General features: G+C 70.1%; 23 protein-coding genes. 13 read left to right on the top strand and 10 right to left on the bottom strand.

The window, feature by feature from the left end; translation table 11 throughout:
* From FNH24_RS23200 to FNH24_RS23210, 3 genes are all read right to left on the bottom strand, one after another.
* Entirely contained in the window at positions 1–774 is a 774-nt protein-coding gene (locus FNH24_RS23200; RefSeq protein ID WP_161606277.1) for an IclR family transcriptional regulator, read from the bottom strand.
* 105 nt (positions 775–879) lie between these two features.
* Positions 880–1,872, bottom strand: coding sequence for a Gfo/Idh/MocA family protein (locus FNH24_RS23205; protein WP_152364620.1), 993 nt, complete (start codon positions 1,870–1,872; stop codon positions 880–882).
* Between the two features lie 17 nt (positions 1,873–1,889).
* Positions 1,890–2,921 carry a Gfo/Idh/MocA family protein gene (locus FNH24_RS23210; RefSeq protein ID WP_152364621.1) on the bottom strand — a complete coding sequence of 344 codons (1,032 nt, stop codon included), beginning with the start codon at positions 2,919–2,921 and terminating at the stop codon, positions 1,890–1,892.
* A 151-nt stretch (positions 2,922–3,072) separates the two neighbouring features.
* Here FNH24_RS23210 and FNH24_RS23215 point away from each other — a divergent pair, with 151 nt between their 5' ends.
* The 7 genes from FNH24_RS23215 to FNH24_RS23245 all read left to right on the top strand — a co-directional run bounded on the left by FNH24_RS23215 (position 3,073) and on the right by FNH24_RS23245 (position 11,265).
* Entirely contained in the window at positions 3,073–4,353 is a 1,281-nt protein-coding gene (locus tag FNH24_RS23215; RefSeq protein WP_161606278.1) for an aminotransferase class III-fold pyridoxal phosphate-dependent enzyme, read from the top strand.
* Entirely contained in the window at positions 4,350–5,102 is a 753-nt protein-coding gene (locus tag FNH24_RS23220) for an amidohydrolase family protein (RefSeq protein ID WP_152364623.1), read from the top strand. The genes FNH24_RS23215 and FNH24_RS23220 overlap by 4 nt, the downstream gene beginning before the upstream one ends.
* Entirely contained in the window at positions 5,099–5,914 is an 816-nt protein-coding gene (locus FNH24_RS23225; protein WP_152364624.1) for an amidohydrolase family protein, read from the top strand. The genes FNH24_RS23220 and FNH24_RS23225 overlap by 4 nt, the downstream gene beginning before the upstream one ends.
* A 168-nt stretch (positions 5,915–6,082) precedes the next feature.
* On the top strand, positions 6,083–7,132 hold the full coding sequence (locus FNH24_RS23230; RefSeq protein WP_152364625.1) for a zinc-dependent alcohol dehydrogenase: 1,050 nt from the start codon (positions 6,083–6,085) through the stop codon (positions 7,130–7,132).
* A 13-nt stretch (positions 7,133–7,145) separates the two neighbouring features.
* A complete protein-coding gene (locus FNH24_RS23235; RefSeq protein WP_152364626.1) occupies positions 7,146–7,919 on the top strand; it encodes an SDR family NAD(P)-dependent oxidoreductase in 774 nt (257 codons plus the stop codon).
* Positions 7,916–9,637, top strand: a complete 1,722-nt coding sequence (locus FNH24_RS23240) for a heparinase II/III domain-containing protein (protein ID WP_152364627.1) — start codon at positions 7,916–7,918, stop codon at positions 9,635–9,637. Before FNH24_RS23235 ends, FNH24_RS23240 begins: the two co-directional genes overlap by 4 nt.
* On the top strand, positions 9,637–11,265 hold the full coding sequence (locus FNH24_RS23245; RefSeq protein ID WP_152364628.1) for an extracellular solute-binding protein: 1,629 nt from the start codon (positions 9,637–9,639) through the stop codon (positions 11,263–11,265). Before FNH24_RS23240 ends, FNH24_RS23245 begins: the two co-directional genes overlap by 1 nt.
* 336 nt (positions 11,266–11,601) lie before the next feature.
* On the opposite strand, the gene FNH24_RS23250 is transcribed toward FNH24_RS23245, so the two are convergent.
* From FNH24_RS23250 to FNH24_RS23265, 4 genes are read right to left on the bottom strand one after another with little or no spacing between them, the layout of a single operon-like run.
* On the bottom strand, positions 11,602–12,975 hold the full coding sequence (locus FNH24_RS23250) for an ABC transporter permease (RefSeq protein ID WP_152364629.1): 1,374 nt from the start codon (positions 12,973–12,975) through the stop codon (positions 11,602–11,604).
* Complete coding sequence (locus FNH24_RS23255) at positions 12,972–13,217, bottom strand: hypothetical protein (protein ID WP_152364630.1); 246 nt, start codon at positions 13,215–13,217, stop codon at positions 12,972–12,974. The genes FNH24_RS23250 and FNH24_RS23255 overlap by 4 nt, the downstream gene beginning before the upstream one ends.
* Positions 13,214–14,143 carry an ABC transporter ATP-binding protein gene (locus FNH24_RS23260; protein ID WP_152364631.1) on the bottom strand — a complete coding sequence of 310 codons (930 nt, stop codon included), beginning with the start codon at positions 14,141–14,143 and terminating at the stop codon, positions 13,214–13,216. Before FNH24_RS23260 ends, FNH24_RS23255 begins: the two co-directional genes overlap by 4 nt.
* Positions 14,140–14,808, bottom strand: a complete 669-nt coding sequence (locus FNH24_RS23265) for a TetR/AcrR family transcriptional regulator (protein ID WP_152364632.1) — start codon at positions 14,806–14,808, stop codon at positions 14,140–14,142. Before FNH24_RS23265 ends, FNH24_RS23260 begins: the two co-directional genes overlap by 4 nt.
* 147 nt (positions 14,809–14,955) lie before the next feature.
* Between FNH24_RS23265 and FNH24_RS31580 the strand changes: the two genes are divergently transcribed.
* The 3 genes from FNH24_RS31580 (at position 14,956) to FNH24_RS23280 (ending at position 17,193) form a co-directional block, all read left to right on the top strand.
* Positions 14,956–15,738: a hypothetical protein gene (locus FNH24_RS31580; protein WP_161606279.1), complete on the top strand. Its 783-nt coding sequence runs from the start codon at positions 14,956–14,958 to the stop codon at positions 15,736–15,738.
* Positions 15,739–15,883: 145 nt separating this feature from the next.
* Positions 15,884–16,165, top strand: a complete 282-nt coding sequence (locus FNH24_RS31585) for a hypothetical protein (protein WP_161606280.1) — start codon at positions 15,884–15,886, stop codon at positions 16,163–16,165.
* The gene (locus FNH24_RS23280; protein WP_161606281.1) at positions 16,162–17,193 is read left to right on the top strand and encodes a Gfo/Idh/MocA family protein; all 1,032 of its coding nucleotides are present in this window, start codon (positions 16,162–16,164) and stop codon (positions 17,191–17,193) included. Before FNH24_RS31585 ends, FNH24_RS23280 begins: the two co-directional genes overlap by 4 nt.
* A gap of 70 nt (positions 17,194–17,263) precedes the next feature.
* Here FNH24_RS23280 and FNH24_RS23285 read toward each other — a convergent pair whose 3' ends face one another.
* The 3 genes from FNH24_RS23285 to FNH24_RS23295 are packed head-to-tail and all read right to left on the bottom strand — an operon-like array spanning position 17,264 to position 20,583.
* Positions 17,264–18,319, bottom strand: a complete 1,056-nt coding sequence (locus FNH24_RS23285; RefSeq protein ID WP_152364636.1) for a dihydrodipicolinate synthase family protein — start codon at positions 18,317–18,319, stop codon at positions 17,264–17,266.
* Positions 18,319–19,335, bottom strand: coding sequence for an NAD-dependent epimerase/dehydratase family protein (locus tag FNH24_RS23290; RefSeq protein WP_152364637.1), 1,017 nt, complete (start codon positions 19,333–19,335; stop codon positions 18,319–18,321). The genes FNH24_RS23285 and FNH24_RS23290 overlap by 1 nt, the downstream gene beginning before the upstream one ends.
* A 12-nt stretch (positions 19,336–19,347) precedes the next feature.
* Complete coding sequence (locus FNH24_RS23295) at positions 19,348–20,583, bottom strand: DegT/DnrJ/EryC1/StrS family aminotransferase (RefSeq protein WP_152364638.1); 1,236 nt, start codon at positions 20,581–20,583, stop codon at positions 19,348–19,350.
* Positions 20,584–20,712: 129 nt separating this feature from the next.
* On the opposite strand from FNH24_RS23295, the gene FNH24_RS23300 reads away from it, so the two are divergent.
* From FNH24_RS23300 to FNH24_RS23310, 3 genes are all read left to right on the top strand, one after another.
* Positions 20,713–21,939, top strand: a complete 1,227-nt coding sequence (locus FNH24_RS23300; RefSeq protein ID WP_152364639.1) for a DegT/DnrJ/EryC1/StrS family aminotransferase — start codon at positions 20,713–20,715, stop codon at positions 21,937–21,939.
* Between the two features lie 7 nt (positions 21,940–21,946).
* Positions 21,947–23,284: a hypothetical protein gene (locus FNH24_RS23305; RefSeq protein ID WP_152364640.1), complete on the top strand. Its 1,338-nt coding sequence runs from the start codon at positions 21,947–21,949 to the stop codon at positions 23,282–23,284.
* A gap of 171 nt (positions 23,285–23,455) precedes the next feature.
* On the top strand, positions 23,456–24,136 hold the full coding sequence (locus tag FNH24_RS23310; protein ID WP_152364641.1) for an AraC family transcriptional regulator: 681 nt from the start codon (positions 23,456–23,458) through the stop codon (positions 24,134–24,136).
* The last annotated feature ends 89 nt before the right edge of the window (positions 24,137–24,225 follow it).

Below are 24,225 nucleotides of genomic sequence, written 5' to 3' on the forward strand. Positions count from 1 at the left end.
TCAGTCGGCTCGGGTACCGGCGAAGTCGCGGACCAGGGTGTCGGCCGATCGGCGCAGCTCGGCGGCCACGGCCGGGATCTGGTCGGCCGCAAACCGGCTGGCCGGGGCGGAGAGGCTGATCGAGGCGGGCAGCCCGATGCCGACCAGCGGGACCGCGACGCAGCGGCCCTCCTCCTCGTTCTCCTGATCATCGATGGCGTACCCGAGCTCGCGGATCCGGTCCAGCTCGTTGAGGTACGCGCGGACCGAAGTGATCGTCGTCTTGGTCCGCCGCGGCATGCCCTCGGCGGCGAGGATGGCCCGGACCCGTTCCGGATCGAGGGTCGAGGCGATCGCCTTGCCCAGGGCGGTGCAGTGGATCGGGTCCCGATCACCCGGCCGGGCCGCGAGCCGGACGCTCTTCGGGCTCTCCACGATCTCGATGTAGGAGACCCGGTTGCGGTCCAGGATGCCGAGGTTGATCGTTTCCGAGAACTGATCGCGGAGCCGGTTCAGCTGCGGCCGGGCCCGATCGGCGAGCACGCTGAGCTGCTGCGACTGCAGCGGCAGGAACGCCGCGCCGATCCGGAACAGGCCGGTCGGCTCGTCCCGGCGGACGTACCGGCGCTCCTCCAGGGTGGCCAGGTAGCGGAACGCGGAGCTCTTCGGGAAGGCCGCCCGCTCCGCGACCTGGGTCAACGTGAAGCCCTCGGGATTCTCCTGGATCAGGTCGAGGATGTCGCAAACCCGCTGCACGGCGCGGATCGAGTACGCGTTCGTCGAAGCCTGATCCATTCGTTGGCACTCCCGTTCCATGGGCGAGCCAACAAACTACCCCGAGTTGTCAGACTCTCACCACGCCCTGACGTGGTGAGAGTCTGACAACTCGGGGGTCGTGGGTCAGGTGGACCAGGGGAGGGGGGTGTTGTTGGATTCGGCGCTTTGTTGGGCGAGGAGGGCTACGCGGGTGGCAAGGAGGCTGGCTTCGGTGCTGACGTCGGGCTCGGTGCCGGCGATGATCGCGTCGAAGAAGAACTGCATCGGGCGGCGCGGCTGGTCCAGCGGCTCGGTCCAGGTCGGGCGGTCGTGGGTGGCGACGGTCAGCGTCTCGTAGCCCCAGTCGATCTCGGCGGTGCCCTCGGAGCCGGTCAGCCGCATCCGGTAGTGGCCGTGCAGCTCGGCCGCCTCGGGGGAGAGCCAGTTGGCTTCGATCGTGGCGATCACCGAGCCGGCCCGGAGCAGCAGCGCGACATGATCATCGAAGTCCGGGTGATCGGCGCTGCGGACGTTGCCGGTGGCGGCCGAGATCGTACCGCTGGTGGCGCCGGTGAAGAACAGAGCAAGATCGACATCGTGGACGGGCAGGTCGCCGGCGGCGCCGCCGTAGAGGTCGGAGTCGAAGAACCACGCCGGCCGGTTGGCCTGGGTGAGCTTGTGCGGGCCGGTGCTCGCGATCAACGCCAGCTCGCCCAGCACGCCCGCGTCCACCAGTCGCTTGGCGGCGACGGTCGCCGCGGAGAATCGCTTGGTGAACATCAGCCCGAGGTGCCGGTCGCTGCCACGTGCCGCGGCCGCGATCTGATCAAGCTGATCGAAGGTCGTGCACAGCGGCTTGTCGGCGAAGACGTGCGCGCCGGCAGCGAACGCGGCCAGGATTGCGTCGCTGCGCTGGGCGTAGATGCCGGAGACGACCGCGACATCGACCCGGTGCCGGTCCAGCAGCTCGGCGTGATCGGCATAGGCCGGGGCCGAAACCCCGCCGAGGAAGCGATCCCGCATGGCCGCGTCGGGCTCGCTGGCGGCGACCAGGGTGACGTCGTCGCGGCCGGCGATCTCCGCCAGGGCCTCGCCGATGTGCGGGTGGGCGGCGCCGAGGACGGCGATGTTGATCATGTACGGATTCCTCCGGGTCAGGAGAGATGGTCGGGATCGACGGTCCGGCCCGACTCCGCGGCGGCATAGATCGCGCACAGCAGCCGTACGGTAGCGACGGCGTCGTCGAGGTCCGGTTGATCATGGGGATCGGAGTCGAGCGCGGCGAGCAGTTGCCGCCATTGGGTGACGTGACCGGCGATGCCGATGTTGGCCGGGTCGGCGGCACCACTGGCGACCGCCGCCGCCGCCGGCGGCGGATCGGCCGGCACGTCCCAGCGGATCACCTCGCCCTGGCCCAACTCGATCCCACCGGCGGCGAACTGCAGGGTCACCGTCGACGGCGTGCCCGGCGGGGTGGCGGTCGACGTGCTGATCATGCCCAGCGCGCCGGACCGGAAGCGCAGCGTCGCCACGGCGGTGTCCTCGGCGTCGATGGCGTGGCCCAGGGTGGCGTACTGGGCGGTGACCGCGGCGACCGGGCCGGCGAGCCAGCGCAGCAGGTCGATGTTGTGCACGCCCTGGTTCATCACCGAGCCGCCGCCGGCGGACATCGAGGCGCGCCAGTCGACGGCTCGGTAGTAGGCGTCGTCGCGCCACCAGTGCACCTGGGTCGCGGCCAGCCGCAGGTCACCCAGCCGACCGCTGTCGATCAGTTGCTTGGTGTGCGCGTACTCGGTCTCGTAGTGCCGCTGGGCGACCATCCGGACGATCCGGCCGCGCTCCCGGGCCAGCGTGCGGATCGCTTCCGCCTCGGTCACCGAGAGCGTGAGCGGCTTCTCCACCAGCACGTGCTTGCCGGCCTCGAGCGCGGCCAGGGTGAGCGCCCCGTGGTGGTGGGTCGGCGCGGCGATCGCGACCACGTCCACCTCGGGATGCGTGATCACGGCAGCGGGCTCGAGCTGCTCGGCGTCCGGCCAACCGGCCTCGCTGGCGGCGTCAGGTCGGCCGCCGCTGAAGGCCCGCAGGGTGACTCCGGCGGACTCGTCGAGCGCGGCGAGAGCCCGGGCGTGGGTGACACCGATGCTGCCCAGCCCGACGATGCCGACACCCAGGCGCGCGGAGATCATCAAGGTCGCCTTCCTGTCCGAGGTGAGCCCAACCTACGGGTTGGCGAAATCAAGTGCAACCGATTGCAGATTTTCGTTGTCGCGTCGTCGCCCGGCTGCTAGGGTTCCCAGAATCAGCGTCTCGCCGCCCGCACTCCAGAGGAATCCCTCGATGACACGGAGTCCGCAGACTCAGCCCGTCGCCGCTCAGTCCCCGGTGAGTTGGGCCACCCGCCTCGATCAGATCATGCCGTTCGGCTCGAGTACGTCCTCGAAGCGGGCCCGGCTCACCCCGGAGGAACCCGCGGTGATCGTCCGCGGGGACGGTTGCCGGGTCTGGGACGATCAAGATCGGGAACTGATCGACTTCCGCAACTCGCTCGGCCCGATCACTCTGGGCTATCGCTATCCGGCGGTCGACGACGCGATCCGGGCCCAGCTCAACCAGGGCATCGTGTTCGGTCATCCGCATCCGCTCGAGGCCGAGGTGGCGGAGCGGTTCTGTGATCTTGTGCCGGGGATGGAGCAGGCGCGGTTCCTGAAGACCGGCGGCGAGGCGATCGCCGCCGCGATCCGGATCGCGCGGACCCACACCGGCCGGGACCGGATCATCCAGATCGGCTACAACGGCTGGCTGAACAGCCTCGGTGGCGGCGGCGTGGTGCTGCCCGGCCAGGCCGGCGAAGTTCCGGGGGTCCCGGCGGCGCTGAGCGCGCTGCACCACGCGGCCGGCTGGAACGACGTCGACGCGGTGGGCCGGATACTGGCCGAGCATCCGGGCCAGGTCGCCGCGGTCGTGATCGCCGCCGACTACGCCCGGATGGAGCAGGGCCGGGAGTTCTATCCGCAGTTGCGCCGACTGGTCGACGAACACGGCACCTTGTTGATCTTCGATGAGATCGTCACCGGCTTCCGGATCGCCATCGGCGGCGTGACCGAATACTTCGGCGTCCGGCCCGATCTGGCCGTCTTCGGCAAGGGCATCGCCAACGGCATGCCGCTCTCGGTCTATGCCGGCCGGCGCGAGGTGATGGCGGCCTGCGGCCCCGGCCGCGCGGTGGTGTCGTCGACCTTCGGCGGCGAGACCTTGTCCCTGGCCGCGGCCCGGGCGGCGATGGAGGTCTACGCAGGAGGCGACGTGGTCGGCCACCTGTGGCGCCAGGGCGAGCGGCTCTGGTCGGCGGTCGGCGGACTGTTTGCCGAGCACGGGCTGCCGATTGCGATTCGCGGGTTCGCTCCCTGCCCGACCTTCGTGGCCGAGCCGGGCGCGCCGGCCGACACCATTGATCACTTCTTCCGCGGCGCCTTCCGGCAGGGGGTCTCGCTCTACAACGTCTCCTACGTCAACTACAGCCACACCGACGCCGACCTGGACGAGACCTTGAGCCGACTCGGCCGCGCCTGCCGTGATGCTGCCGCCGACGGACCCGGGCCGGAGGCCACCGGATCATGATCATCGACGCCCACACCCACCTGACCGCCGGGGACTCGACGCTGACCGCGACCGCGGTCGCCGAGTGCGAACGGCTCGGGGTGGACCGGATCGTCTGCTCCGCGATCGCCGGCTACCGGCACTATCCGACCTTCGAGCAGGTGCAGCGTTCCAACGACGACCTGCACGGCGTGATCCGGGCGCACCCGGACCTGGTCAAGGGCTACTGCTACGTCAATCCGCGGCACGGCAAGCCCGCGCTGGATGATCTTCGCCGCCGGTTCGAGGACCAGAGCATGATCGGGATCAAGCTCTGGGTGGCGACCCGGGCCGACGATCCGCTGGTCGACCCGGTGGTCGAGCAGGCGATCGCCTACCGGGCGCCGATCCTGGTGCACGCGTGGCGGAAGACGATCGGGCAGCTGTCGTACGAGTCGACCGCGCAGGACGTGGCGCGGCTGGGCGAACGTTATCCGGAGGCGACGATCATCATGGCCCACCTCGGCGGCCAGACCGAGAGCGCGGTCAACGCCATCGCGCCGTATCCCAATGTCCGCACCGATACCTCCGGCTCGCTGATCGGTGGTGCCGAGGTCGCCATCGCGGTCGACCGACTCGGCGCCGAGCGGGTGATCTTCGGCTCCGATCTGCACGGCGGTGACCTGGCCGTCAACATCGGCAAGATCATCGCCGCCGAGTTGCCGGCGGCCGAGCAGGAGCTGGTGCTCGGCGGCAACATGGACGCTCTACTGGCGGCGGTGATCAAGTGAGCGCCACCCGACACGACCCGCTGGCGATCTTCGCGGCCCAGCGGGCAATCGACCTGACCGCGTTCGTCGGCACCTGGCCGTGGCGGCTGCAGGCCGCCGCCGACGCGGCCCGGCTGGGCGAGCTGGCCGACCGGCTCGGTCTGCGGGGCCTCTGCGTCAGCCATCTGGCATCGATCTTCGGCTACGACACCCGCAGCGGGAACGACGCGCTGTGGCGGGAGGTCGAGGGCGACGAACGGCTCTGGCCGTTCGTGATCATCAACCCGACCGAGCCCGGCTGGATGGACGAGCTGGCCCGGGCCGAGCGCAACGCGGCCCGCGGCGTCCGGCTGGTGCCGGCCTATCAAGGCTTTCGGCTGGACTCGCCGGCGGTCGCGGACCTGTTCGAGGCCACCGACGCGGCCGGCCTGCCGGTCCAGGTCTGTCTCAACCTCGACGACGAACGGGTGCGGCATCGCCGCTACGCCGTCGATTCGATCAGCGACGCCGAGATCGCCGAGCTGTTACGCACCCGGGCCGGCCGGCCGATCGGACTGAGCGGCGTCAAGTTCAGCGACTGGCCTGCGATCGCCGCCCATCTCGATCATGGTCATGATCTGTCCCGGGTGATCGTCGACCTGTGGTTCACCAACGGCCCGGTCGGCGCGATCGGTGAGCTGTGCGGCGACGGTCTCGACTCCCTGTTCGGCTACGGCAGCTGTCAGCCGGTGCAGGAGGCGCTGGCCACCGCCTATCAGCTCGGGGCGGCCGGGGTGGCCGAAGATCAACTCCGCCGGCTCTGCGCGGGGAACGCCGAACGCTGGCTTTCATGACGGCCACTTCGTTCCCTGAGCCTGTCGAAGGGCAGGCCAGATCAATGCGAGCTCCCTTCGAAGCTGGATCGGGCGTAGCCCCCTTCGACAGGCTCAGGACGGCGCTTCGACAGGCTCAGGGAACGAACACCCTCTCTCCGACTCGATCCTTGGGAAGTCGGTGATCGGATGATCATGACTCAGGCGGGGTTCCAGGCCGGCCGCGGTGTCGTGGTGTCCGAGGCCGAGCTGGGATCGCCGGGGCCGAACGAGGTGTTGATTGCTCCCGAGTTCAGCTATCTCAGCGCCGGCACCGAGCTGGTGTCGCTCCGCGGGATCCGGGCGGCGGCCGAGAACGGGCGGCCGCCGCTGCGGCCGGGTTACAGCCAGGCTGGGACCGTGCTCGCCGTCGGCGATCGGGTCGTCGGAATGGCGGCAGGCGACCGGGTGGTAGCGGTCGGCGCCGGGGCCTACCACGCATCCCGGACCGTGGTGGCGCGCAATCTGGTGGTTCCGGTGCCGGACGGCATCGACACCGCCGAGGCGGCGACGATGGCGATGTGCTGCTTCGCCCTGGAGGCGGTGCACAAGTCGGCCGTCCGGATCGGGCAGTCGGTGATCGTCTTCGGGGCCGGGATGATGGGTCAGGTCGCGGCCCGGCTGTATCGGATCGCCGGCGCCCGGGTGGCGATCATGGACGGCGAACCGTACCGGCGGTCACTGGTGCCGGACGGCATCGCGACCTTCGGCCTCGATGATCACGGCTGGGCCGGACTGGCCGACTGGGCCGGCCGGTACGGCGTCGAACATGCCTGCGTCTGCTTCGGCGGCGACGCCACCGAGACGGTCGAGCGGCTCAAGCCGATCATGGCGACGGCTCCGGACGGCGTGCCGCACGGCCGGCTGGTGTTTCCCGGCGGCGCTCGGCTGTCGCTCTTCATGGCCTCCAACCTGGGCAACCTGGAGTTCCTCAGTTCGGCCAAGGCCGGGCCGGGCTACCGCGATCCCGACTACGAGAACGGCGCCGACTATCCGGCCGTCTACGTCGGCTCCACGGTCCGCCGCAACGTCGAGACCCTGCTCGAGCTGATGGCACTGCCGCCGGCGGACCCGCGGCGGCTCGACCTGTCCGGGCTGATCACCCACCGGTTCCCGATCACCGAGGCGGCGGAGGCCTACCGGCTGGCCGAGGAGGCACCGGATCGGGTCATGGCGGTGCTGTTCAGCTATCCGCGTTAGTTCAGGAGGCGGCATGTCCAGGTTCGACGGTCGAGTGGTGATCATCACCGGTGCGGGCTCCGGCATCGGCAAGACGTTGGCCGAGGCGTTCACCGCCGAGGGCGCCGCGGTGACCGTCCTGGACACCAACGCCGCGGCGGTCGAGGAGACGGTCGGCGGCCTGCCCGGCGCGACCGGCCGGACCGTCGACGTCACCGACCGCGAGGCCGTCCGGGCGGCCGTGACCACAACCGAGGCTCGCCACGGCCGGGTCGACGTCCTGATCAACAACGCCGCGGTCTGCCAGGACACGCCGTTCCTCGAGCTGACCGAGCAGCAGTGGGACGCCGAGGTCGACGTCAGCCTCAAGGGCGCCTTCCTCTGCAGCCAGGCGGTGCTCCCGGGCATGATCGACCGCGGCGGCGGCAGCATCGTCAACATCGGCTCGGTCAACGGTGCCCAGTTCCTCGGCAACGAGGCCTACAGCGCGGCCAAGGCCGGCCTGCTCAGCCTGACCCGGAGCATCGCCGTCCAGTACGGATCGTCCGGGATCCGTTGCAACACGGTCGTTCCCGGCACGATCCACACGCCGATCTGGGACGCCCGGCTGGCCGTCGAACCGGATCGCCTGCACAAGCTGGCCGCGTGGTATCCGCTGGGCCGGGTCGGCCGGCCGGAGGACATCGCCCACGCGGTGCTCTTCCTGGCCTCGGATCAGGCGGGCTGGATCACCGGGGTGGCCCTGCCGGTCGACGGCGGCCTGCTGGCCGGCAACCTGGCGATGACCCGTGAGGTCGTCTCGGAATGATCAGCACCCAGGACAGCTGGGATCATGATCAGCTCCGCGCCGAGGTCGAGCGCCGCGGCGCCACCGCGTTGGCGGCCACCGAGCTGCCGGTCGACTACTACCGGATCGGCTACCGCCTGACCTGGCCGTTGCCGGTGGCCGCGCGGCCGGATCGGTTCCCGGCCCCGATCCCGGGAATTCCGCAGTACCCGTGGCTGGTCTGGCTCGGCTGGCAGCTGGAAGAGCGTTGGGCCGACCTGATCAACGCCGGCCACCATGATCGGCTGCTGGCCGAGTTGATCTTGCTGGACGGCTGGTCGAGCTTCGTGGCCGACGACGGTCGGGCCGGTCTGGTCACAGCCTGCCTCGCCCGCTGGCTCAGCCGAGGCCGCGGCCTTGCCGCCGGAGCCGATGATCACGCGGTAGCCGCGCGGCTGACCAAGATCGCGGACCGGCTGATCACCGACTCGCTGCTGCCGCGCTACCGGGCCGAACGGGACGACCCGCCCGCGGACGAACTCCGTGCTCTGCAGAACATCCGGCTGATCCCGCTGTTCAGCGCCGGTCGGCTGGCCGCCGAGCTCGATCATCCCGGCCTGGCTGAGATCCGCGAGCAGGCCGACGGCGCGGTTCGGCTGTGGCTGGACGCCCGGCGGACCGGTTACACCGAGGGCGTCGGTTACGACGGCTACCTGATCGACCACCTGCTGGAGTGGCTCGCCGCCGCCCCCGACCCGGCCGCGTCAGCGGAGATCCACCGGGCGGCGCGGAGCTGGGTCGCGACCACGGTCCCCGGCCGGCCGGGGATCCAGGCACCGATCGGCGACATCGAGCCCGAGATGACCCAGTGGCTGACGGTGATCGCGCGGATCGCCGGCGCCACCCAAGATCACGACCTGGCCGCCTGGTGTCGTACCGTGCCGTTGACCGAGCTGCCGGCGGCGGCGCTGACCGCGATCGGGTCCTGGCCCGAGTCCTGCTGGGCAACGCCTCCCGAGCCCGGCCCGGGAACCTCGCCCGGACTCATGATCGGCTGCGTGCGGCAGCAGTCCGTCCTGGCGCTGCGGTCCCGGCTCGGTGATCAGCCGGGCGATGATCAACTCCTGGTCGCGGTCTCGACGCCCAGAGTCGAGGTCGGTCATCTGCACCACGACGCCGGCCATGTCGTGATCGGTTGGCGCGGCACCTGCTGGCTCACCGATCCCGGCTATCAGCAGTATCGGGCCGGCGAGGAGCGGACGTTCACCCTGGACGAGCGGGCGCACAACGTGCCGGTGATCGATTCGGTGGCTCAGCATCGCCGTCGGGCCGACGTGCGGCGATCGACGGACACGGCGGCGGTGATCGAGCTGTCGGCCTGCTATCCGGACGAGCCGGCCGTCCGGCGTACGGTCCGGATCGACGCGTTGATGATCATGGTGCGGGACGAGATCGAGCCGGCCGCCGGCGTTGACGTACGCACGCATTGGCTGGTGCCGCGGCAGGTGGCCTGGCAGTTCGTCGACGGCTGGGCCCGGCTCTCCGACGGGGCCGGATCCGTTGTTTGGTTCGGCTGCGGCACCGTGGCGATCAGCCCTGATCAGCTGATCAGGCAGGCCGGCAGCCGGGGTCAACTGACCCTGACCGTGCCGACGACCACCGGTCGGACCGACTGGTTCATCGCGCTCGATCCGGCAGCCGGCTGGCAGCCGCCGGAGCGGAGCGCGTTCGCGAATTCGATCATGAAGGAGGAACAGTGATGGGCAAGACCGTGAATCGACGTGGATTCCTGGCCGCCGGAGCCTCCCTGGCCGCGGTCGCGACCGGTGTCTCCGTGACGGGGTGCGCCCCCTCGGCCGGCACTCCCGGTAGCGGTGGCAACAGTGCCGAGGCGGTGCCGCCGCCGAACCGGATTCCCTTCGCCGGCGTGAAACCGGACCTGCCCGAAGTGGAGGGCGGGATCCCGGCCGGCTACTTCGCCTATCCGGCCGAGCCGGTCAAGCGGGACGGCTTCCCGCTGTCGCTGTCGGCGCCGGTGACCACGCTGCTGCAGTCGGACCAGGTGATCCTGCCCCGGGACCGCAACTCCTGGTGGCAGGCGATCGAGAAACAGTCCGGCGTCACCGTGGAGATCAACACGGTGACCTCGACGGACTACACCGCCAAGTTCCAGACCACGATCGCCGGCGGTCAGGTGCCCGACCTGTGCCAGCTGACCAACGTGCCGGGCATGCCGGGCATGCTGCAGAAGTATTTCGCCGACCTTTCCGATCATCTCTCCGGCGACAAGATCAAGGACTATCCGGGGCTGGCGTCCATCCCGACGCTGGCCTGGCAGGTGCCGATGCAGGGCGGCCGGATCTGGGGCATCCCGCAACCCCGCCCGCACGGCGGCCAGGTCGCCAGTTATCGGTCCGACCTGCTCGAGTCGTTCGGGATCACCGAACCGCCGGAACTGTCCAGCGGCGAGGACTTCCTGGCCCTGTGCCGGCAGCTGACCGATCCGAAGCGTTCGAAGTACGCCATGGGCGCGCATCCGGCCGACTGGATGCTGCAGTCGATGCTGGAGATGATGGGCGGGCCCAACAACTGGTCGGAGGAGGGCGGCGCCTTCCTGCACGAGTACGAGTCGCCGATCATGAAGGACGCGCTGTCGGAGACCGGCAAGATGTATCAGGAGGGGCTGATCCATCCGGACGGCGTCGCCAACCCGTCGCAGAACTGGCCCTGGTGGATGGGCGGCACGACCTCGATCTATCTGCAGGACTTCTCCCAGTGGATGCGTTACGGCCGGCTCTATCCGGAGTGGCGGATCAACGTCTTGACGCTGCCGAAGTGGGGCGGTGGGGGAGCGGCGCAGAAGCATCTCGGCAACCCGGCGTACGGGGCGTGGTGCGGCGTCCGGGCGGGGTCCGAGGACCGGGTCAAGGAGTTGCTCCGGTTCGTCGACTACATCGCCTCGCCGTTCGGCACCGCGGAATACCTGACGGTCAACTTCGGCGCCGAGGGCACCGATCACACGCTGAAGGGCACCGATCCGATGCTGACCGAGACCGCGGCCACCAACTCGCCGCAGGGCCTGCACTACTGCGGTTCGCAGCAGTACGGCTCGTTCTACATGCCCGGCGACGCGGACTCGGTCAAGGCCATGCACGCGTACGCCAGCCAGGTGCTGCGCGATGGCGTACTGAATGCCGCCCTCGGCCTGTATTCGGAGCAGAGCGTGACCAAGGGAGCCGCCGCCACCGCCCGGATGCGCGACGCCCAGACGGAGATCATCGTCGGCCGCAAACCCGTGTCCTCCTGGGACGACGCGGTCAAGCAGTGGAAGAGCGAGACCGGCGACGCCCAACGCCAGGAATACGAAGCCGCCCACCAGACCCGCTGAGCTCCGCTCGACGCGACTGTTGTGGGTCGACGCGATCGTTGTGGTGGTCGCGGGGGCCGATAGCGGTCGCGGCGGTGGGTGGGGATCTTCAGGCGGCAGCAAAGGGGCGGGGTTGGGCGGCGGTGGTGTCTGGTCGGGCCGGTTCGGTCGTGTCGTGGTCGGCAGTCTGCCGGCGGCTGCCTTAGCCGCGACTGCTTTCGGCGGCCGCGACCGTTGCCTGACCGCGTTCCGCTCGACGCGACTGTTGTCGGTGGACGCGATCGTTGTGGTGGTCGCGGGGGCCGATAGCGGTCGCGGGGGCGATTCCCGTGGGGCGAGTTGGCCTGGCCAGGCCACTTAGCCGACCGGGAGGTCGCGGTGGCGGAGGGCACGGAGGCCGACCATGATCAAGATCAGGGTGGCCAGGATCATGATCAGCAACGGAAGCGGGTGGACCGGTCCGCCGGGGAGTTGGGGCACGTAGTGGAACAGGGACAGGCCCTCGATCCAGTGTCCGGGGGCGAGTTCGCCGGTGATCCAGCCGAAGAACATGCTCACCGCGGCGAGGGCGAAGGTGAGCACGGCCAGGCGCGGCCGCCAGCCGAACAGGGCGAAGGCGATGGCGGTGTAGAGCCAGGTGACGGGGAGGTAGACCAGCGCGCCGGGCAGCACCCGGGCCAGGTCGGCGCCGAGGTCGCCGGTCATCAGGCCGAGTCCGAGGCCGTGGAAGATCCCGGTCGCGAGCAGGCCGAGCGTCGCGTTCAGCAGCGCGAAGCCGAGATGCCCGGCGGCCCAGCGCACCCGGTCGACCGGCGCGGCGAGCAGCAGCTCGGCCCGGCCGTCGCGCTCCTCGACCCGGAGCCGCAGCACCGCGTTGACGGCGCTGCAGGCCGCCACCACCCCGGCCAGCATCATCATCCCGACGACGTACTGGTCGACGACGCCGCCGGGTCCGCCGATCCGGGCGACGGCCGCGCGACCGGCGTCGGTCCGGTCGAGCAGCTCGGCGATGCTCAGCGCAATCGCTCCGGTCAGCAGGCCGAGCAGGGCGAAGCCCGCGGTCCAGCTGATCAGCCCGCCGCGGTGCAGCCGCCAGGCCAGCGCCAGCGGTGATCGCAGGGTCTCGGCCGCCTCGGCCGGGCCCGGTCGCGGCGCGATCACGCCGCTGCCGAGATCCCGGCGGCCCGACACCAGGATCGCGGCGGCAGCGATGATCGCGATGATCACGGCGACGATGGGCAGCACCCACCACCGCTCGCCGCCGTACGGCCGGAGCTGGCTCGCCCAGGAAATGGGAGAGAGCCAGGACAGCCAGCCCAACCCGCCGCCGGTCTGCGCGCTGACGTCGCCGAAGCCGCGGATCACGAATGCCGCGGCGATGATCAGCGTGCCGATCACCCGGGCGGCACCGGCCTCGGTCGTCAACTGGGCGACCAGCGCGCCGATGGCCGCGAAGGTGAGGCCGACCAGGAACAGGCCGATGCCGAACGCAATCGATCCAGCCGCCGGCAGCCCGCTTGCGAGCAGCGCAAGAGTCGAGGCGGCGCCGATCAGCAGGCTGACCGCGGCGTATTCGATCATGGCTCCGGCCAGGGCGGCATGACGGCCCACGCCGGTGGCGGCCACCAGTTCGCGTCGGCCGGCGGCCTCCTCCGACCGGGTGTGGCGCAAGATCAACAGCAGCACCAGGATGGCCACGATGACCGGGATGAAGCCCGACCGCCAGGTCACCAGTTCGCCGAGGCTGGAGCCGTGCAGCGCCCGTAGGTGACGGTGAACGCGGCATTGTGCACGCTGGTCTCGGCGTACGCGATGCGCGCCTCCTCGGTCGGCGCGGTCGCGGTGAACGCGGCGACGAAGACCAGCTGGACCAGGGCCGGGAAGCTGATCACGACCGGCAGGAACCACCGGTCGCGGCGCAGGAACAGCCGCAGCATCGCTCCGGCGCCGGCGAACAACCCGCGGCTGATCATCGCGCGGACCCTCCCGCCGGCACCGGATCGGCCGCCTTCGCCGCGGACTGGTAGTGCCGCAGGAACAGCTGTTCCAGGGTGGGCGGCTGGCTGACCAGCCCGCGCACGCCGGCTCGGACCAGCCGGGCCAGGGCGGCGTCCAGATCCTGCGGGTCGACGTCGAAGCGGACCCGGTGGTCGTCCAGTTGAAGATCATGAATGCCGGTCAGCTCGGTCAGGCCGGTGACGCGTTCGGCGGTGTCGGCCTGGATCGTGGTCCGGGTCAGATGCCGTAATTGCTCCAGTGTGCCGGACTCGACGGTCCGGCCGTCCCGGATGATCGTCACCCGGTCGCAGAGCGCCTCGACCTCGGACAAGATGTGGCTGGACAGCAGCACGGTCGTGCCGGCGCGCTGATGCTCCTCGCTGACGACATCGCGGAAGACCGCCTCCATCAGCGGGTCCAGCCCGGATGTCGGCTCGTCCAAGATCAACAACTCGGCGTCTGCGGACAGGGCCGCGATCAGGGCGACCTTCTGTCGGTTGCCCTTGGAGTAGGTCCGGCTGCGCTTGCGCGGATCGAGCTCGAACCGGTCGATCAGCTCGTCCCGGCGATGCTTGTCCTGACCGCCACGGAGCCGGGCGAGCAGGTCGATGACCTCGCCGCCGGTCAGATTCGGCCACAGCGTCACGTCACCGGGGACGTAGCTCAAGCGCCGGTGCAGCTCGGTCGCGTCGGCCCAGGGATCGCCGCCGAGCAGCGCCACCGCGCCGCTATCGGCCCGCATCATGCCGAGCAGGATCCGGATGGTGGTGGTCTTGCCGGCCCCGTTCGGGCCGAGGAAACCATGGATCTCGCCGGCCCGGACGGTGAGCTCGAAGCGGTCCAGGGCCCGGTTGGCGCCGAAGTTCTTGATCAACCCGGACACCGCGATGGCGTCGGTCATCGACTTCTCCTTGAGGTGGTGGTCTTGCCTGGGCCGGCCGCACGGCCGGCCTGTTGTTCGTCGAGCGCGGCCTGGATCCGGGTCGCCTCGGCGGTGCTGAGCATCGGGCGGGAGTAGAGGTCGACCAGCGACAGCAGCAGCAGCTCCTCGCCCTCGGGGGTGGACAGGTCGGCCCCGATGCCGCGGGACACGTGGGGCCGCAGCACTCCGACCGCCAGGCTCATCGCGGTCAGGATCGCCGCCCTGGCCCGGGCCGGGGAGCGCGGCGGGTTCGGGTCGGCGCGGTCGAGGTCCTCCAGCCACCGGGTGGACAGCTCGACCATGTCGTCGAAGATCGGGCTGGTCGCGCCGTCGGTCAGCGTCCGGACCAGATAGGCCTGGTACGGCCGCATTTCCGTGGCGGGGTTGACGATCCCGACGTTGGGGAACGCGTGGGCCTGATCGTCCAACCGTCGGATGATCTTGGTCAGCTGCTCGTCGCAAGCCTCGCGAAGGGCCTGCTTCGACCCGAAGTGATGCCGGACCAAACCTGAGGAGACCCCGGCGGCGGCGGCGATGCCGCGAATGGTCGCCCGTTCGAAGCCGAGCTCACCGAACTGGGCGATGGCGGCATCCCTGATCCGCGCTCGCGCAGTCAGATCATCCGGATCGGGATTCGTTGACATCGACGACCTCCTCACGTACTGCACGCATGAAGAGAATACTACACAGCTGTGTAGTAACGGATCCGTGACGTCGATCACGAGACCCGGTGGTCGCTGCCCTGACCCGGGTTATCGTCGAGAACACTCCGGGCGCGGGAGGAGGCGGTGATGAACTGGAATCTTTATCGGGATGGCCGATCGGAGGCGGTTCCCGACGAGTCGGATCGGTCGGCGATGGAGCTGGCCGGCCGGCTGCCGCGACGTCGCCCCGCTTCGATGGTGTTGATCGGGTGGACGATCGGCGTCGGAGCCGTCGGTGCGGCGGGCCTCTTGTTCCTGCCGTTGGCAGGAGAACCCGACCACGGGGCCCGACTCCTGGTCGACCTCGTGGTCGCGGCGGTCTGGATCGCGATTCGGACCCTGGCCCGGATCCGCTCTGGCCCGGGCGTTGGGGAGTACTCGATCGATGCGCTGGGAACGGTACGTGCGCTCGGGCCGCTGACCAGAGCGGAGCGAGCGGCCGGCCGATCGGCGTCACGGCGGCGACCGTCGCGGCGGACGATCGTGGCGATCAGCGTCGCGGTGGTCGCCGCCGTCGCGGCGCTGGCGGTCCTGGGTCCCGGAGCGGGCCGCTGGGCTCTGGACCGTGACCCGGGGCTGATCGACACAGCCTTTCTGCTTCCGTTCTGGGCGGTGCTGGCGATCTTCGCGATGATCATCCTCGACGGGACTCAGCTGTTCGTCCGGGACAACGTGGGGGCCCGCCGGGCTGCCCTGGCCGGCCTGCTGGACGACGCCGTCGCCGCCGAGTTGGTCGCCGACTACCTGCGGCGCGGCGGTGACCCGGAACGCTTGCGTACCGGCCTGCCGATCACCGAATTGGCCTCGGCCGAGTTCGCGGCGGCGCACCGGCCGTACGGCCGCCGACGGGCGGACTCCCCTCCGCGCTGACCAGCGGCGATCCGCAGAGCGGGTCGGTCGTTGACTTGATCACCGGTCCGGGATGGGATGGTCGGCAAGACGTCTTGATCACGAATGCCGCGGTGGTCCGCTGTGTCCGAAGGTCCCATGGATCGACCGTGGGGAAGGGATCGAGATGCCTGTACGAGTTTTCGACTATCGCACCGACTCCGGCAACGTGATCGTCACCCCCAACCTGCGCCGGCTGGCCGAGCGGACGAACGCGGCGGTCGCGATCGCCGAGCAGCGGATCGGCGAACTCGCCGCGACGCGGGACAACCCGGCCCGGACCAAGCAGTTGGTCGACGACGTCTGGGCCGGCCTGCGCGAGGTCATCTGGCAGACCACCGCGACCGCCCGGGACTGGAACGAGCTGGCCCCGCGCAGCCAATCGACGCCCGACGGGAGCCGGCGATGAGCGGGCCCATCGGGTACGCCGTGATCGGCGCGGGCCTGGTCGGCCCGAAGCACGCCGAGTTCGTCGAGCTGATCGACGGCGCGGAGGTCAGGGCGATCTGTGATCTTCGGGAGGACCGGGGCCGGGCGCTGGCCGAGCGGCACGGCGCAACCTGGCTGGCCGACTACCGCGAGCTGGCCGAGCGGGACGACATCCAGGCGGTCAGCATCTGCCTGCCGACCTCGCTGCACCTGGAGGTCGCCGAAACCCTGGCGGCAGCGGGCAAGCACCTGCTGGTGGAGAAGCCGCTGGAGACCGATCCCGCTCGGGCCCGGCGGCTGATCGAGACCTGCCGGAGTAACGGCGTGAAACTGGCGACGATCTTCAACCGCCGGTTCGTACACGGGACGAAGACGCTGCAGCGGGCCGTCGCCGCCGGCCGGCTCGGCCGGATCCTGGTCGCCGACATGATCTTCAAGTCGTGGCGGCCGGCGGAGTACTACAGCGACTCCGGCTGGCGCGGCACCTGGGCTCAGGAGGGTGGCGGCGCCTTGATCAACCAGGGCATCCACGGGGTCGATCTGATGACCTGGATCGCCGGCCCGATCGTCCGGGTGCAGGCGGTGTCGCGGCATCTGCGTCATGATCACATCGAGGCCGACGACACCACGATCGCCGTCTGCGAGTACGCCTCCGGCGCCGTCGGCGTGATCCAGGGGACCACCTCGATCTACCCGCGCCAACTGGACCGGATCGAGGTGCACGGCGAGCACGGCAGCGTGTTCCTCGAGGACTACAAGATCAGCAAGTGGCAGCTGGAGGGGAGCGAGCCGGACCCGCCGGATCAGCAGCTCGAGCACCTGCCCGGCGGCCGGGACGGCACCTCGGTCGGCCACTACCTTCAACTGGCGGACCTGATCGCCGCAATCCGCGAGGATCGCGACCCGGTGATCACCGGCGAGGCCGCCCTGCCCTCCCTCGCCGTCGTCCAGGCCATCTACACCTCAGCCCGCGACCGCCGCCCCGTCGACGTCCCCGCACCCCACTGAAGCCGACTTGTCAGAACTGAGTTGTGCCAGGGCACAACTCAGTTCTGACAACTCGGCGGAAGGTGCGTGTCTACGCGAGCCAGGAGTCCAGGTGCTCGGCGACGAAGGTGTCGTCGCGGAGCTGGGGGTACGCGTCCCAGATCCGGTCGATCTCCGCCAGCTGACCGGGGCTCAGCAGCTCGCCCGGGTCGAGGCACCACAGGCCCTGCAGCAGGCCCTGCCGGCGGAGGATCTCGTGAATGCCGGGCAGGCAGCCGTGGAACTGGTTCGCGGCGTCGAAGATCGCCGCGTTGGCGTCGGTCAACGGACCGTCCGCGGCCATCAACCGGTTCAGTGCTTCGGCGTCGCCGGCTTTGGCCCGGCGGCTGTCCTCCAGCATCCGTACCGCCTCGAGGGTCCACAGCGACCATTGGCCGAGCAGACCGCCGACGAACTCCAGCCGGCGCCCACCGGGCAGCGGGAAGTTCATCAGCAGGTCGCCGACGATGTGGTCGTCATTGCCCGTGTACAAGGCGATGTCGAGGGCACGGTCGGATTCGGCGATACCGGTCAGCACGTCCAGCGTCGCGTACCGGTCGAACGGCGCGATCTTGATCCCGACCAGGTTCTCGATCTCCGCCATCCCGGTCCAGAACCGGCGCGGCAACGGCCGCCCACCGACGCTCGGCTGCAGGTAGAAGCCGATCAACGGCAGCACCTCCGACACCGCGCGGGCCCGGTCCAGCAGCTGATCCAGATCAAGATCACGTGCGCCGTACGGAGCCAGCAGCACCGCGTCGTAGCCGAGCTCGGCGGCCAGTTGGCTCTCGGCCACCGCCTGCGCCGTCGGGCCACAGGCGCCGGCGACCAGCACCGTGCTCTCGTCGCCGGACTCGCGAACGACATCGGCGGCGATCGACAGCACCGGCTTGAGCAGATGGTTGTGCTCGAAGTGGATGCCGAACTGGGTGCTGTGCACGCCGACCGCCACGCCGCCGGCACCGGCCGCGAGGTAGTAGCGGGAGAGGGCGCGCTGCCGCCGCTCGTCCAGCTGCAGGGTCTCGGTCAGGGCCAGCGGCTGGGCCGGGATGACCGTACCGGCGGCGAACCGTTGCAGGGCCGCCGAAGGATTGAGCGCTGCGGTCATCAGAAGTTCCCGTCCCGGGTCTCGAAGTGGGTCGGCTTGCCCAGCAGGGCGCCGTCGGCGGCCACCCAGTCAGCGGACCAGTCGATCAGTTGATCAAGCGGCACGCTGGGGTAGCCGAACAGGCGGTGGCACAGGCTGGCATCGGACAGCAGCGCGGTGTCGGCCTCGGCGCCGGTGAAGGACACCTCGAGACCCATCCGCTGGGCCAGCTTGGTCGCCGTCCGCCGGATCGACAGCGTCTCCGGACCGGTCAGGTTGAGGATGAACGGGGGAGTGTCGGCATGGTGCAGCGAGCGCAGGATCACCTCGTTGCAGTAGCCCTGCCAGACCACGTTGGCGAAGCCGGTGGTCAGGTCGACCGGCTGGCCGTTCTTGATCTTGGTGGCCAGATCGATCAGCACGCCGTACTGCATCTCCACGGCGTAGTTGAGTCGGACCAGGGCCAGCTTGGTCTGGTTGGTCTTGGAGAAGTGGGTCAGGATCCGCTCGCGGCCGAGGCACGACATCGCGTAGTCCCCGACCGGCCCGACCGGGTCGTCCTCGGTGCTGCCGCCCGAGGTGACGGGTGAGAGCGGATAGACATTGCCGGTGGACAGGGCGACGATCTTGGCCGCCGAGTACCGTTCGGCCACCCGGCCGGGCAGGTAGGTGTTGGTCGCCCAGGTGCCGGATTCGTTGCCCTGGGTGCCGAACTTGGAGCCGACGAGGAAGATCACGTTCTCCGCGTCGGGCAGGTCGGCCAGTGCCTGATCATCGGTGATGTCGGCCTTGATCACGTTCGCACCGGCCTGCTTCAGCCGGTCGGCGAGCTCGCCCCGGCTGAACCGGGAGACCGCATGCACGGTCGAGCCGGTGCCCGCCGCCGCGATGCCGCGGCAGGCAAGCTCGATCAGGCTCGGTCCGAGTTTTCCGGCTGCGCCGAGGACGACGATGTCACCCCGCAGACGGCTGAGATCGGCGACGAGGTCGTCGCCGGGTTCGCTCAGCGCGTGGTCGAGATCGGCAAGAGTCTTCACTCGAGCTCCCTTTCAGTTCGCGGATTTCAACGCATCGCCGGCGCTGACGACCTTGGTGATGGCGTCGGCGACGGCGTTGGTCTGCTCGGGGGTGCCGAGCAGGACCGTTTGCGGGAACCAGATCGTGTCGGTGCAGACCAGGTCGGAGACCGGGCAGTCGGCCTTCGGGTACGGCTGCCCGAGCCGGTCCGCCAGCGCGGTCGACTCGGCGATCAGGGCCTCGTTGCGATGCAGCGGCACGTACCCGCTGGAGGCGCCGATCACACCCTCGGCGCCGAGCGCCTTGGCGGCGGCGTCGCGCAGCCCGGCGGCACCGAGCTCCGGCACCCGGACCATGAACAGGTGCCGGCCATGGGCCGTCATCTCCGCCGGCTCGCGGTCGACCACGACCCCCTCGACGCCGGCCAGCCGCTCGGTCAGCAGCTTGGCGTTGTCGTCGCGCACCTGCTGCTGCTCGGGCAGCCGGGTCAGCTGGCCGCGGAGCAACGCGCCCTGGAACTCGGTCAGCCGCAGGTTGTAGCCGACCGAGGCGTGCTCGTACCAGCCGCCGCCGCGGACCCGGCCGACGTTGACCAGGGAGTAGACGGCGGAGGCCAGTCGATCATCGTCGGTGACGACGATGCCGCCCTCACCGGCCGTGATGTTCTTGCTGGACTGGAAACTGAAGGTGCCGAGGTGGCCGATGGCACCGACCGGCCGGCCGCGCCAGGCGGCGCCCGCGGCCTGCGCCGCGTCCTCGATCAAGGTCAGGCCGTGGGTCTCGGCGAGCTTGTTGAGCGCGTCCAGGTTGGCGACGGAGCCGGCCAGGTGGACGGCGATGATCGCCTTGGTCCGGTCGGTGATCGCGCGCTCGACGGAGGCCGGATCGATCAGATGGGTGTCCGGCTCGACGTCGGCGAACGTCGGCACCGCACCGACGAACAGAGCTGCCGAGGCGGTCGCGATGAAGGTGTACGGCGGGCAGATCACCTCGTCGCCGACGCCGACCCCGGCGGCGCGCAGCGCGGCGGCCAGGGCGAGGGTGCCGTTGCTCAGGGCGATGCCGTGCCGGGCACCGTGCGCGGCGGCGAATTCCGTCTCGAACTGAGAGACGACCTCACCGTGCGTGCTGCCCCACTTGCCCGACTCGAGCACGTCGAGCAGGGCCCGGGCATCGGCCGCGGAGTGCTGCGGCCAGGACGGGAAGGGCGGCAGGCCATCCAGGGCCGGACGGCCACCCTCGATGGCGAGGGCTGTCGTGGTCTTCACTCGTGTCACCTCTCTGCGACGTCACCGCGTCTCGACTCTCGATCCGAACCGCCACCCAGAGTTTCGGCGCGCAGTATTTTGCATTAGATTAGCGCCTAAATTACCAAGCGTCGAGGTAGGGGACCAGCGATGACCACTACAGAACCGTCCAGCCCGATCCGTACGGCTCCGCTGCCCTCGGTCGGGGATCCGTCCGGCCGGCGGTTCGGGCCCGAGGAGATCGAGGCCGTCACCCGGGTGATCACCAGCGGCCAACTGAACAGTACGGTCGGCGGTGAGACCCGCGCCTGGGAGCAGGAGTTCGGTGCCTACTACGGCGTGCCGGACGTGGTCGCGTGTTCCTCCGGCACGGCCGCCCTGCACCTCGCCGTCGCGGCCGTCGATCCCGGACCCGGTGACGAGATCATCACCACCGGCCTGTCCGACGCCGGCACCGTGCTGCCGATCGTGATGCAGAACGCGATCCCGGTCTTCGCCGACGTCGATCCGCAGACCGGGATCCTCGATCCCGCGTCGGTCGAGGCGGCGATCACCAGCCGGACCAAGGCGATCATCGTGGTGCACCTGTTCGGGGTCGCGGCCCCGGTGGAGGAGTTGCGCGAGATCGCCGACCGGCACGACGTGATCTTGATCGAGGACTGTGCCCAGGCCTATGCCACCCGGACCGCATCCGGCGCGCTGGCCGGCACCATCGGTCACCTCGGCTGCTTCAGCCTGCAGCAGTCCAAGCACATCACCGCCGGCGACGGCGGCATGGTGATCAGCAAGAACCATCCCGAGCTGGCCCGGCGGGCCCGGCTGTTCGCCGACAAGGCGTGGCCGCGGGACACCAACGAGCGAACCCATCTGTTCCTCAGCCTGAACTACCGGATGACCGAACTGCAGGCCGCGGTCGCCCGGGCTCAGTTGCCCAAGCTGGACGGGATCGTCGGCGACCGACGCGCCCGGGCGGCTCAGCTGGCCGCGGCGATCGCCGACCTGCCGGGTCTCCGGCCGGCGCCGGATGCGGGCACCAGCTACTGGCAGTTCCCGATCTTCGTCGATCCCGAGCAGGCCGGTGGCGACGGGCATCCGTACGCCAAGGTGCTCGGCGCGGAAGGGATCGGGGCGTCGGCCGGTTACATCCAGCGGCCGCTCTACCTCACCCCGGTGCTGGCCGAGGCGAAGACGTACGGCGACTCGGGCTTCCCGCTGAGCGAGGCCCGTTCGCGCTACGTCCGGGGTCTGTGCCCGGTCACCGAGTCCTTGATCGACGGCCGGCTGTTGGTGATCAGCTGGAACGAGAACTACACCGAGGCCGACGTCGACGACATCGCCGCCGCGCTGCGCAAGGCCAGCGAGCAGACGCTCGGCTGAGTTGATCATGAGCAGCTCTGCCGAGTATCGGGTCGGCATCGCCACCGCCGACATCACGCCGCCGGTCGGTGGCCCGTTGGCCGGCTTCGCCGCGCGCGGTCCCCACACCAGCACCGGAGTCGATCATCCGCTCCGGGCGGTGACGACCGTGATCGGCGACGGCCGGACCGACCTGCTGTTGGTCAGTGTGGAGTGGCTCGGCTGCTACGACCAGACGTCCCGGCTGCGCCGGGTGCTGGGCGAGCGGACCGGCATCCCGGAGCGGCAGATCCTGCTCAGCGCTTCGCACACCCACTGCGGCCCGGCGATCCGGCACGCCGACTACGCCGAGCACGGCTGGATCGACGAGGACTACCTCGAGGCGGCCATCGGCAAGATCGCCCGGGCGGCCGGGATCGCCGCCCGGCATCGGTTCCCGGCCGTGCTGCGGCAGGGGACGGGGGGCTGCTCCGTCGCGATGAGCCGGCGGCTGCCGGATCCCGATCATCCCGGCCGGGTCTTCGACTCGATGCTGCCCAACCCGGACGGAGTCACCGACCATCAGGTCGGGGTGATCACCGTGGAGTCGGCCGACGACGGGGTGGTCCGCGGCATCATGATCAACTACGCCTGTCACCCGACCTCCCGGGGTGGGCTGAAGGTGAGCGGCGATTTCGTCGGCTTCGCCTACGACCACCTGGACGAGGCGTTCCCGTACGCGCAGCCGAGCTTCCTCCAGGGCTGCGGCGGTGATCAGAAGCCGCGGCCGGTCGAGCCCGGCGCGGCCGCGTTCGGCACCCGGACCCTGGATCAGGTGCGCGACCTCGGGTCTGACCTGGGGCGTGCGGTCCAGGCCGCGATCTCGGCCGGGTTGGCACCGGTGACCGGGCCGATCACGATCGGGTCGGCGATCGAGGTGCTGCGCACCGAGCCGGTCTCCCGGGAGACCCTGGAGGCGGAGCGGGACCGGCCGTCGGCCTCGTACCGGAAGCGGTGGGCGGAGGTGCTGCTGGATCGGCTGGACCGCGGCGTGCCCGACCTCGACCGGGTCGAGTTCGAGCTGCAGACGATCACCTTCGGCACCTCGCTGGCCCTGGTCGCGATGGCGGGGGAGATGACCGTCGAGCACGGCCTGCGGCTGAAACGTGATCATGGAACCCGGTTCGACCAGGTGCTGCCACTGGGCTACGCCAACGGCATGGTCGGCTACGTGCCGGTGGCCCGGCAGTTCGCCGAGTACGGCTACGAGGTGCTGGACTCCAACCAGCGCTTCTTCCGCACCGGCCGCTACCTCCCGGAGACCGAGGACCAACTGCACGCCCGGATCGCCACAATGCTCCCCCCAACCCCGCCGACCCGTCAGTAACGCACCGGTTTTCGCGGCGTGTCGGTGCACAAGTGACGTCTCGACGAGCCGGCGGGAGGAAGTCGGGTCCGTCGGCCCCGGCCTTCCACGATCTCCGGGCGTGAGCCGGTCGCCAGGATCGATCAGCGGAATTCGCTGCGGATCGGGCCGGCGTCTGCTTCACTCCCGTCCGTGGGCATCAGCAGTCGCACAGTGTGTGGACCGACCGACTCGCTGGTCCGGGTCTGGGCCGCCGAGTGTGACCGCGCGACCGACTTCAGCTCGCTGGCGACGTTTACGACCGGGATCGGGTTCGCGCGGATCGGCGGCTTCACGGCGGTGCATCTGCGCGGCCCGGCGACGAAGGCGACTCCGGCCGTCTGCTCGGCCGACTCGGAGTTCTTCGGCGTCGACTTCCGGCTCGGGACCTATCTGCCGATGTTTCCGCCGGCCGGGCTGGCCGACTTCCAGGACGCGGTGCTGCCGATCCTGCCGAGCGGCCGGATCCTGCTGGACGGCCGGGCCTGGGAGATGCCGACCCCGGACAACCTCGACGTCTTCGTCGACCGCCTGTTCCGGTCCGGGTTGTTGATCTTCGATCCGTTGATCGAGGAGTTGCGGCACGGCAGCAAGCTGCCGGAGCGGACCGCGCAGAGCCGGTTCCTCCGGGCGGCGGGTCTGTCCCGGCGCAAGCTGCGGCTGGTCGAACGGGCCCGCGACGCGGCCCGGCTGCTGCGGGCCGGGGTGCCGGTCGGCGACGTCGTGTTCCGGGCCGGCTATCACGATCAGCCACACCTGATCCGGTCGCTGCGAACGGTGATCGGCCACACCCCCGGCGAGATCGCGCGGGGCAAGGTCTTCCTCGACCTGTGATCGGCGGTTCGGTACAAGACCGACGCCGGGTCCGGTCGTTACAGTCCTCGCGGCTCGTCCCCCGAGCAGGAGGGGACGGCCCCGAGAAC

This window comes from Microlunatus speluncae, assembly GCF_009299835.1.
Classification (GTDB): domain Bacteria; phylum Actinomycetota; class Actinomycetes; order Propionibacteriales; family Propionibacteriaceae; genus Microlunatus; species Microlunatus speluncae.

What these genes read in the sequence shown, in the direction of transcription:
- FNH24_RS23200 (WP_161606277.1), bottom strand. Translation starts at nt 774, where the DNA reads ATGGATCAGGCTTCGACGAACGCGTACTCGATCCGCGCCGTGCAGCGG.
- FNH24_RS23205 (WP_152364620.1), bottom strand. Translation starts at nt 1,872, where the DNA reads ATGATCAACATCGCCGTCCTCGGCGCCGCCCACCCGCACATCGGCGAG.
- FNH24_RS23210 (WP_152364621.1), bottom strand. Translation starts at nt 2,921, where the DNA reads ATGATCTCCGCGCGCCTGGGTGTCGGCATCGTCGGGCTGGGCAGCATC.
- FNH24_RS23215 (WP_161606278.1), top strand. Translation starts at nt 3,073, where the DNA reads ATGACACGGAGTCCGCAGACTCAGCCCGTCGCCGCTCAGTCCCCGGTG.
- FNH24_RS23220 (WP_152364623.1), top strand. Translation starts at nt 4,350, where the DNA reads ATGATCATCGACGCCCACACCCACCTGACCGCCGGGGACTCGACGCTG.
- FNH24_RS23230 (WP_152364625.1), top strand. Translation starts at nt 6,083, where the DNA reads ATGATCATGACTCAGGCGGGGTTCCAGGCCGGCCGCGGTGTCGTGGTG.
- FNH24_RS23235 (WP_152364626.1), top strand. Translation starts at nt 7,146, where the DNA reads ATGTCCAGGTTCGACGGTCGAGTGGTGATCATCACCGGTGCGGGCTCC.
- FNH24_RS23240 (WP_152364627.1), top strand. Translation starts at nt 7,916, where the DNA reads ATGATCAGCACCCAGGACAGCTGGGATCATGATCAGCTCCGCGCCGAG.
- FNH24_RS23245 (WP_152364628.1), top strand. Translation starts at nt 9,637, where the DNA reads ATGGGCAAGACCGTGAATCGACGTGGATTCCTGGCCGCCGGAGCCTCC.
- FNH24_RS23255 (WP_152364630.1), bottom strand. Translation starts at nt 13,217, where the DNA reads ATGATCAGCCGCGGGTTGTTCGCCGGCGCCGGAGCGATGCTGCGGCTG.
- FNH24_RS23260 (WP_152364631.1), bottom strand. Translation starts at nt 14,143, where the DNA reads ATGACCGACGCCATCGCGGTGTCCGGGTTGATCAAGAACTTCGGCGCC.
- FNH24_RS23265 (WP_152364632.1), bottom strand. Translation starts at nt 14,808, where the DNA reads ATGTCAACGAATCCCGATCCGGATGATCTGACTGCGCGAGCGCGGATC.
- FNH24_RS31580 (WP_161606279.1), top strand. Translation starts at nt 14,956, where the DNA reads ATGAACTGGAATCTTTATCGGGATGGCCGATCGGAGGCGGTTCCCGAC.
- FNH24_RS31585 (WP_161606280.1), top strand. Translation starts at nt 15,884, where the DNA reads ATGCCTGTACGAGTTTTCGACTATCGCACCGACTCCGGCAACGTGATC.
- FNH24_RS23280 (WP_161606281.1), top strand. Translation starts at nt 16,162, where the DNA reads ATGAGCGGGCCCATCGGGTACGCCGTGATCGGCGCGGGCCTGGTCGGC.
- FNH24_RS23285 (WP_152364636.1), bottom strand. Translation starts at nt 18,319, where the DNA reads ATGACCGCAGCGCTCAATCCTTCGGCGGCCCTGCAACGGTTCGCCGCC.
- FNH24_RS23300 (WP_152364639.1), top strand. Translation starts at nt 20,713, where the DNA reads ATGACCACTACAGAACCGTCCAGCCCGATCCGTACGGCTCCGCTGCCC.
- FNH24_RS23305 (WP_152364640.1), top strand. Translation starts at nt 21,947, where the DNA reads ATGAGCAGCTCTGCCGAGTATCGGGTCGGCATCGCCACCGCCGACATC.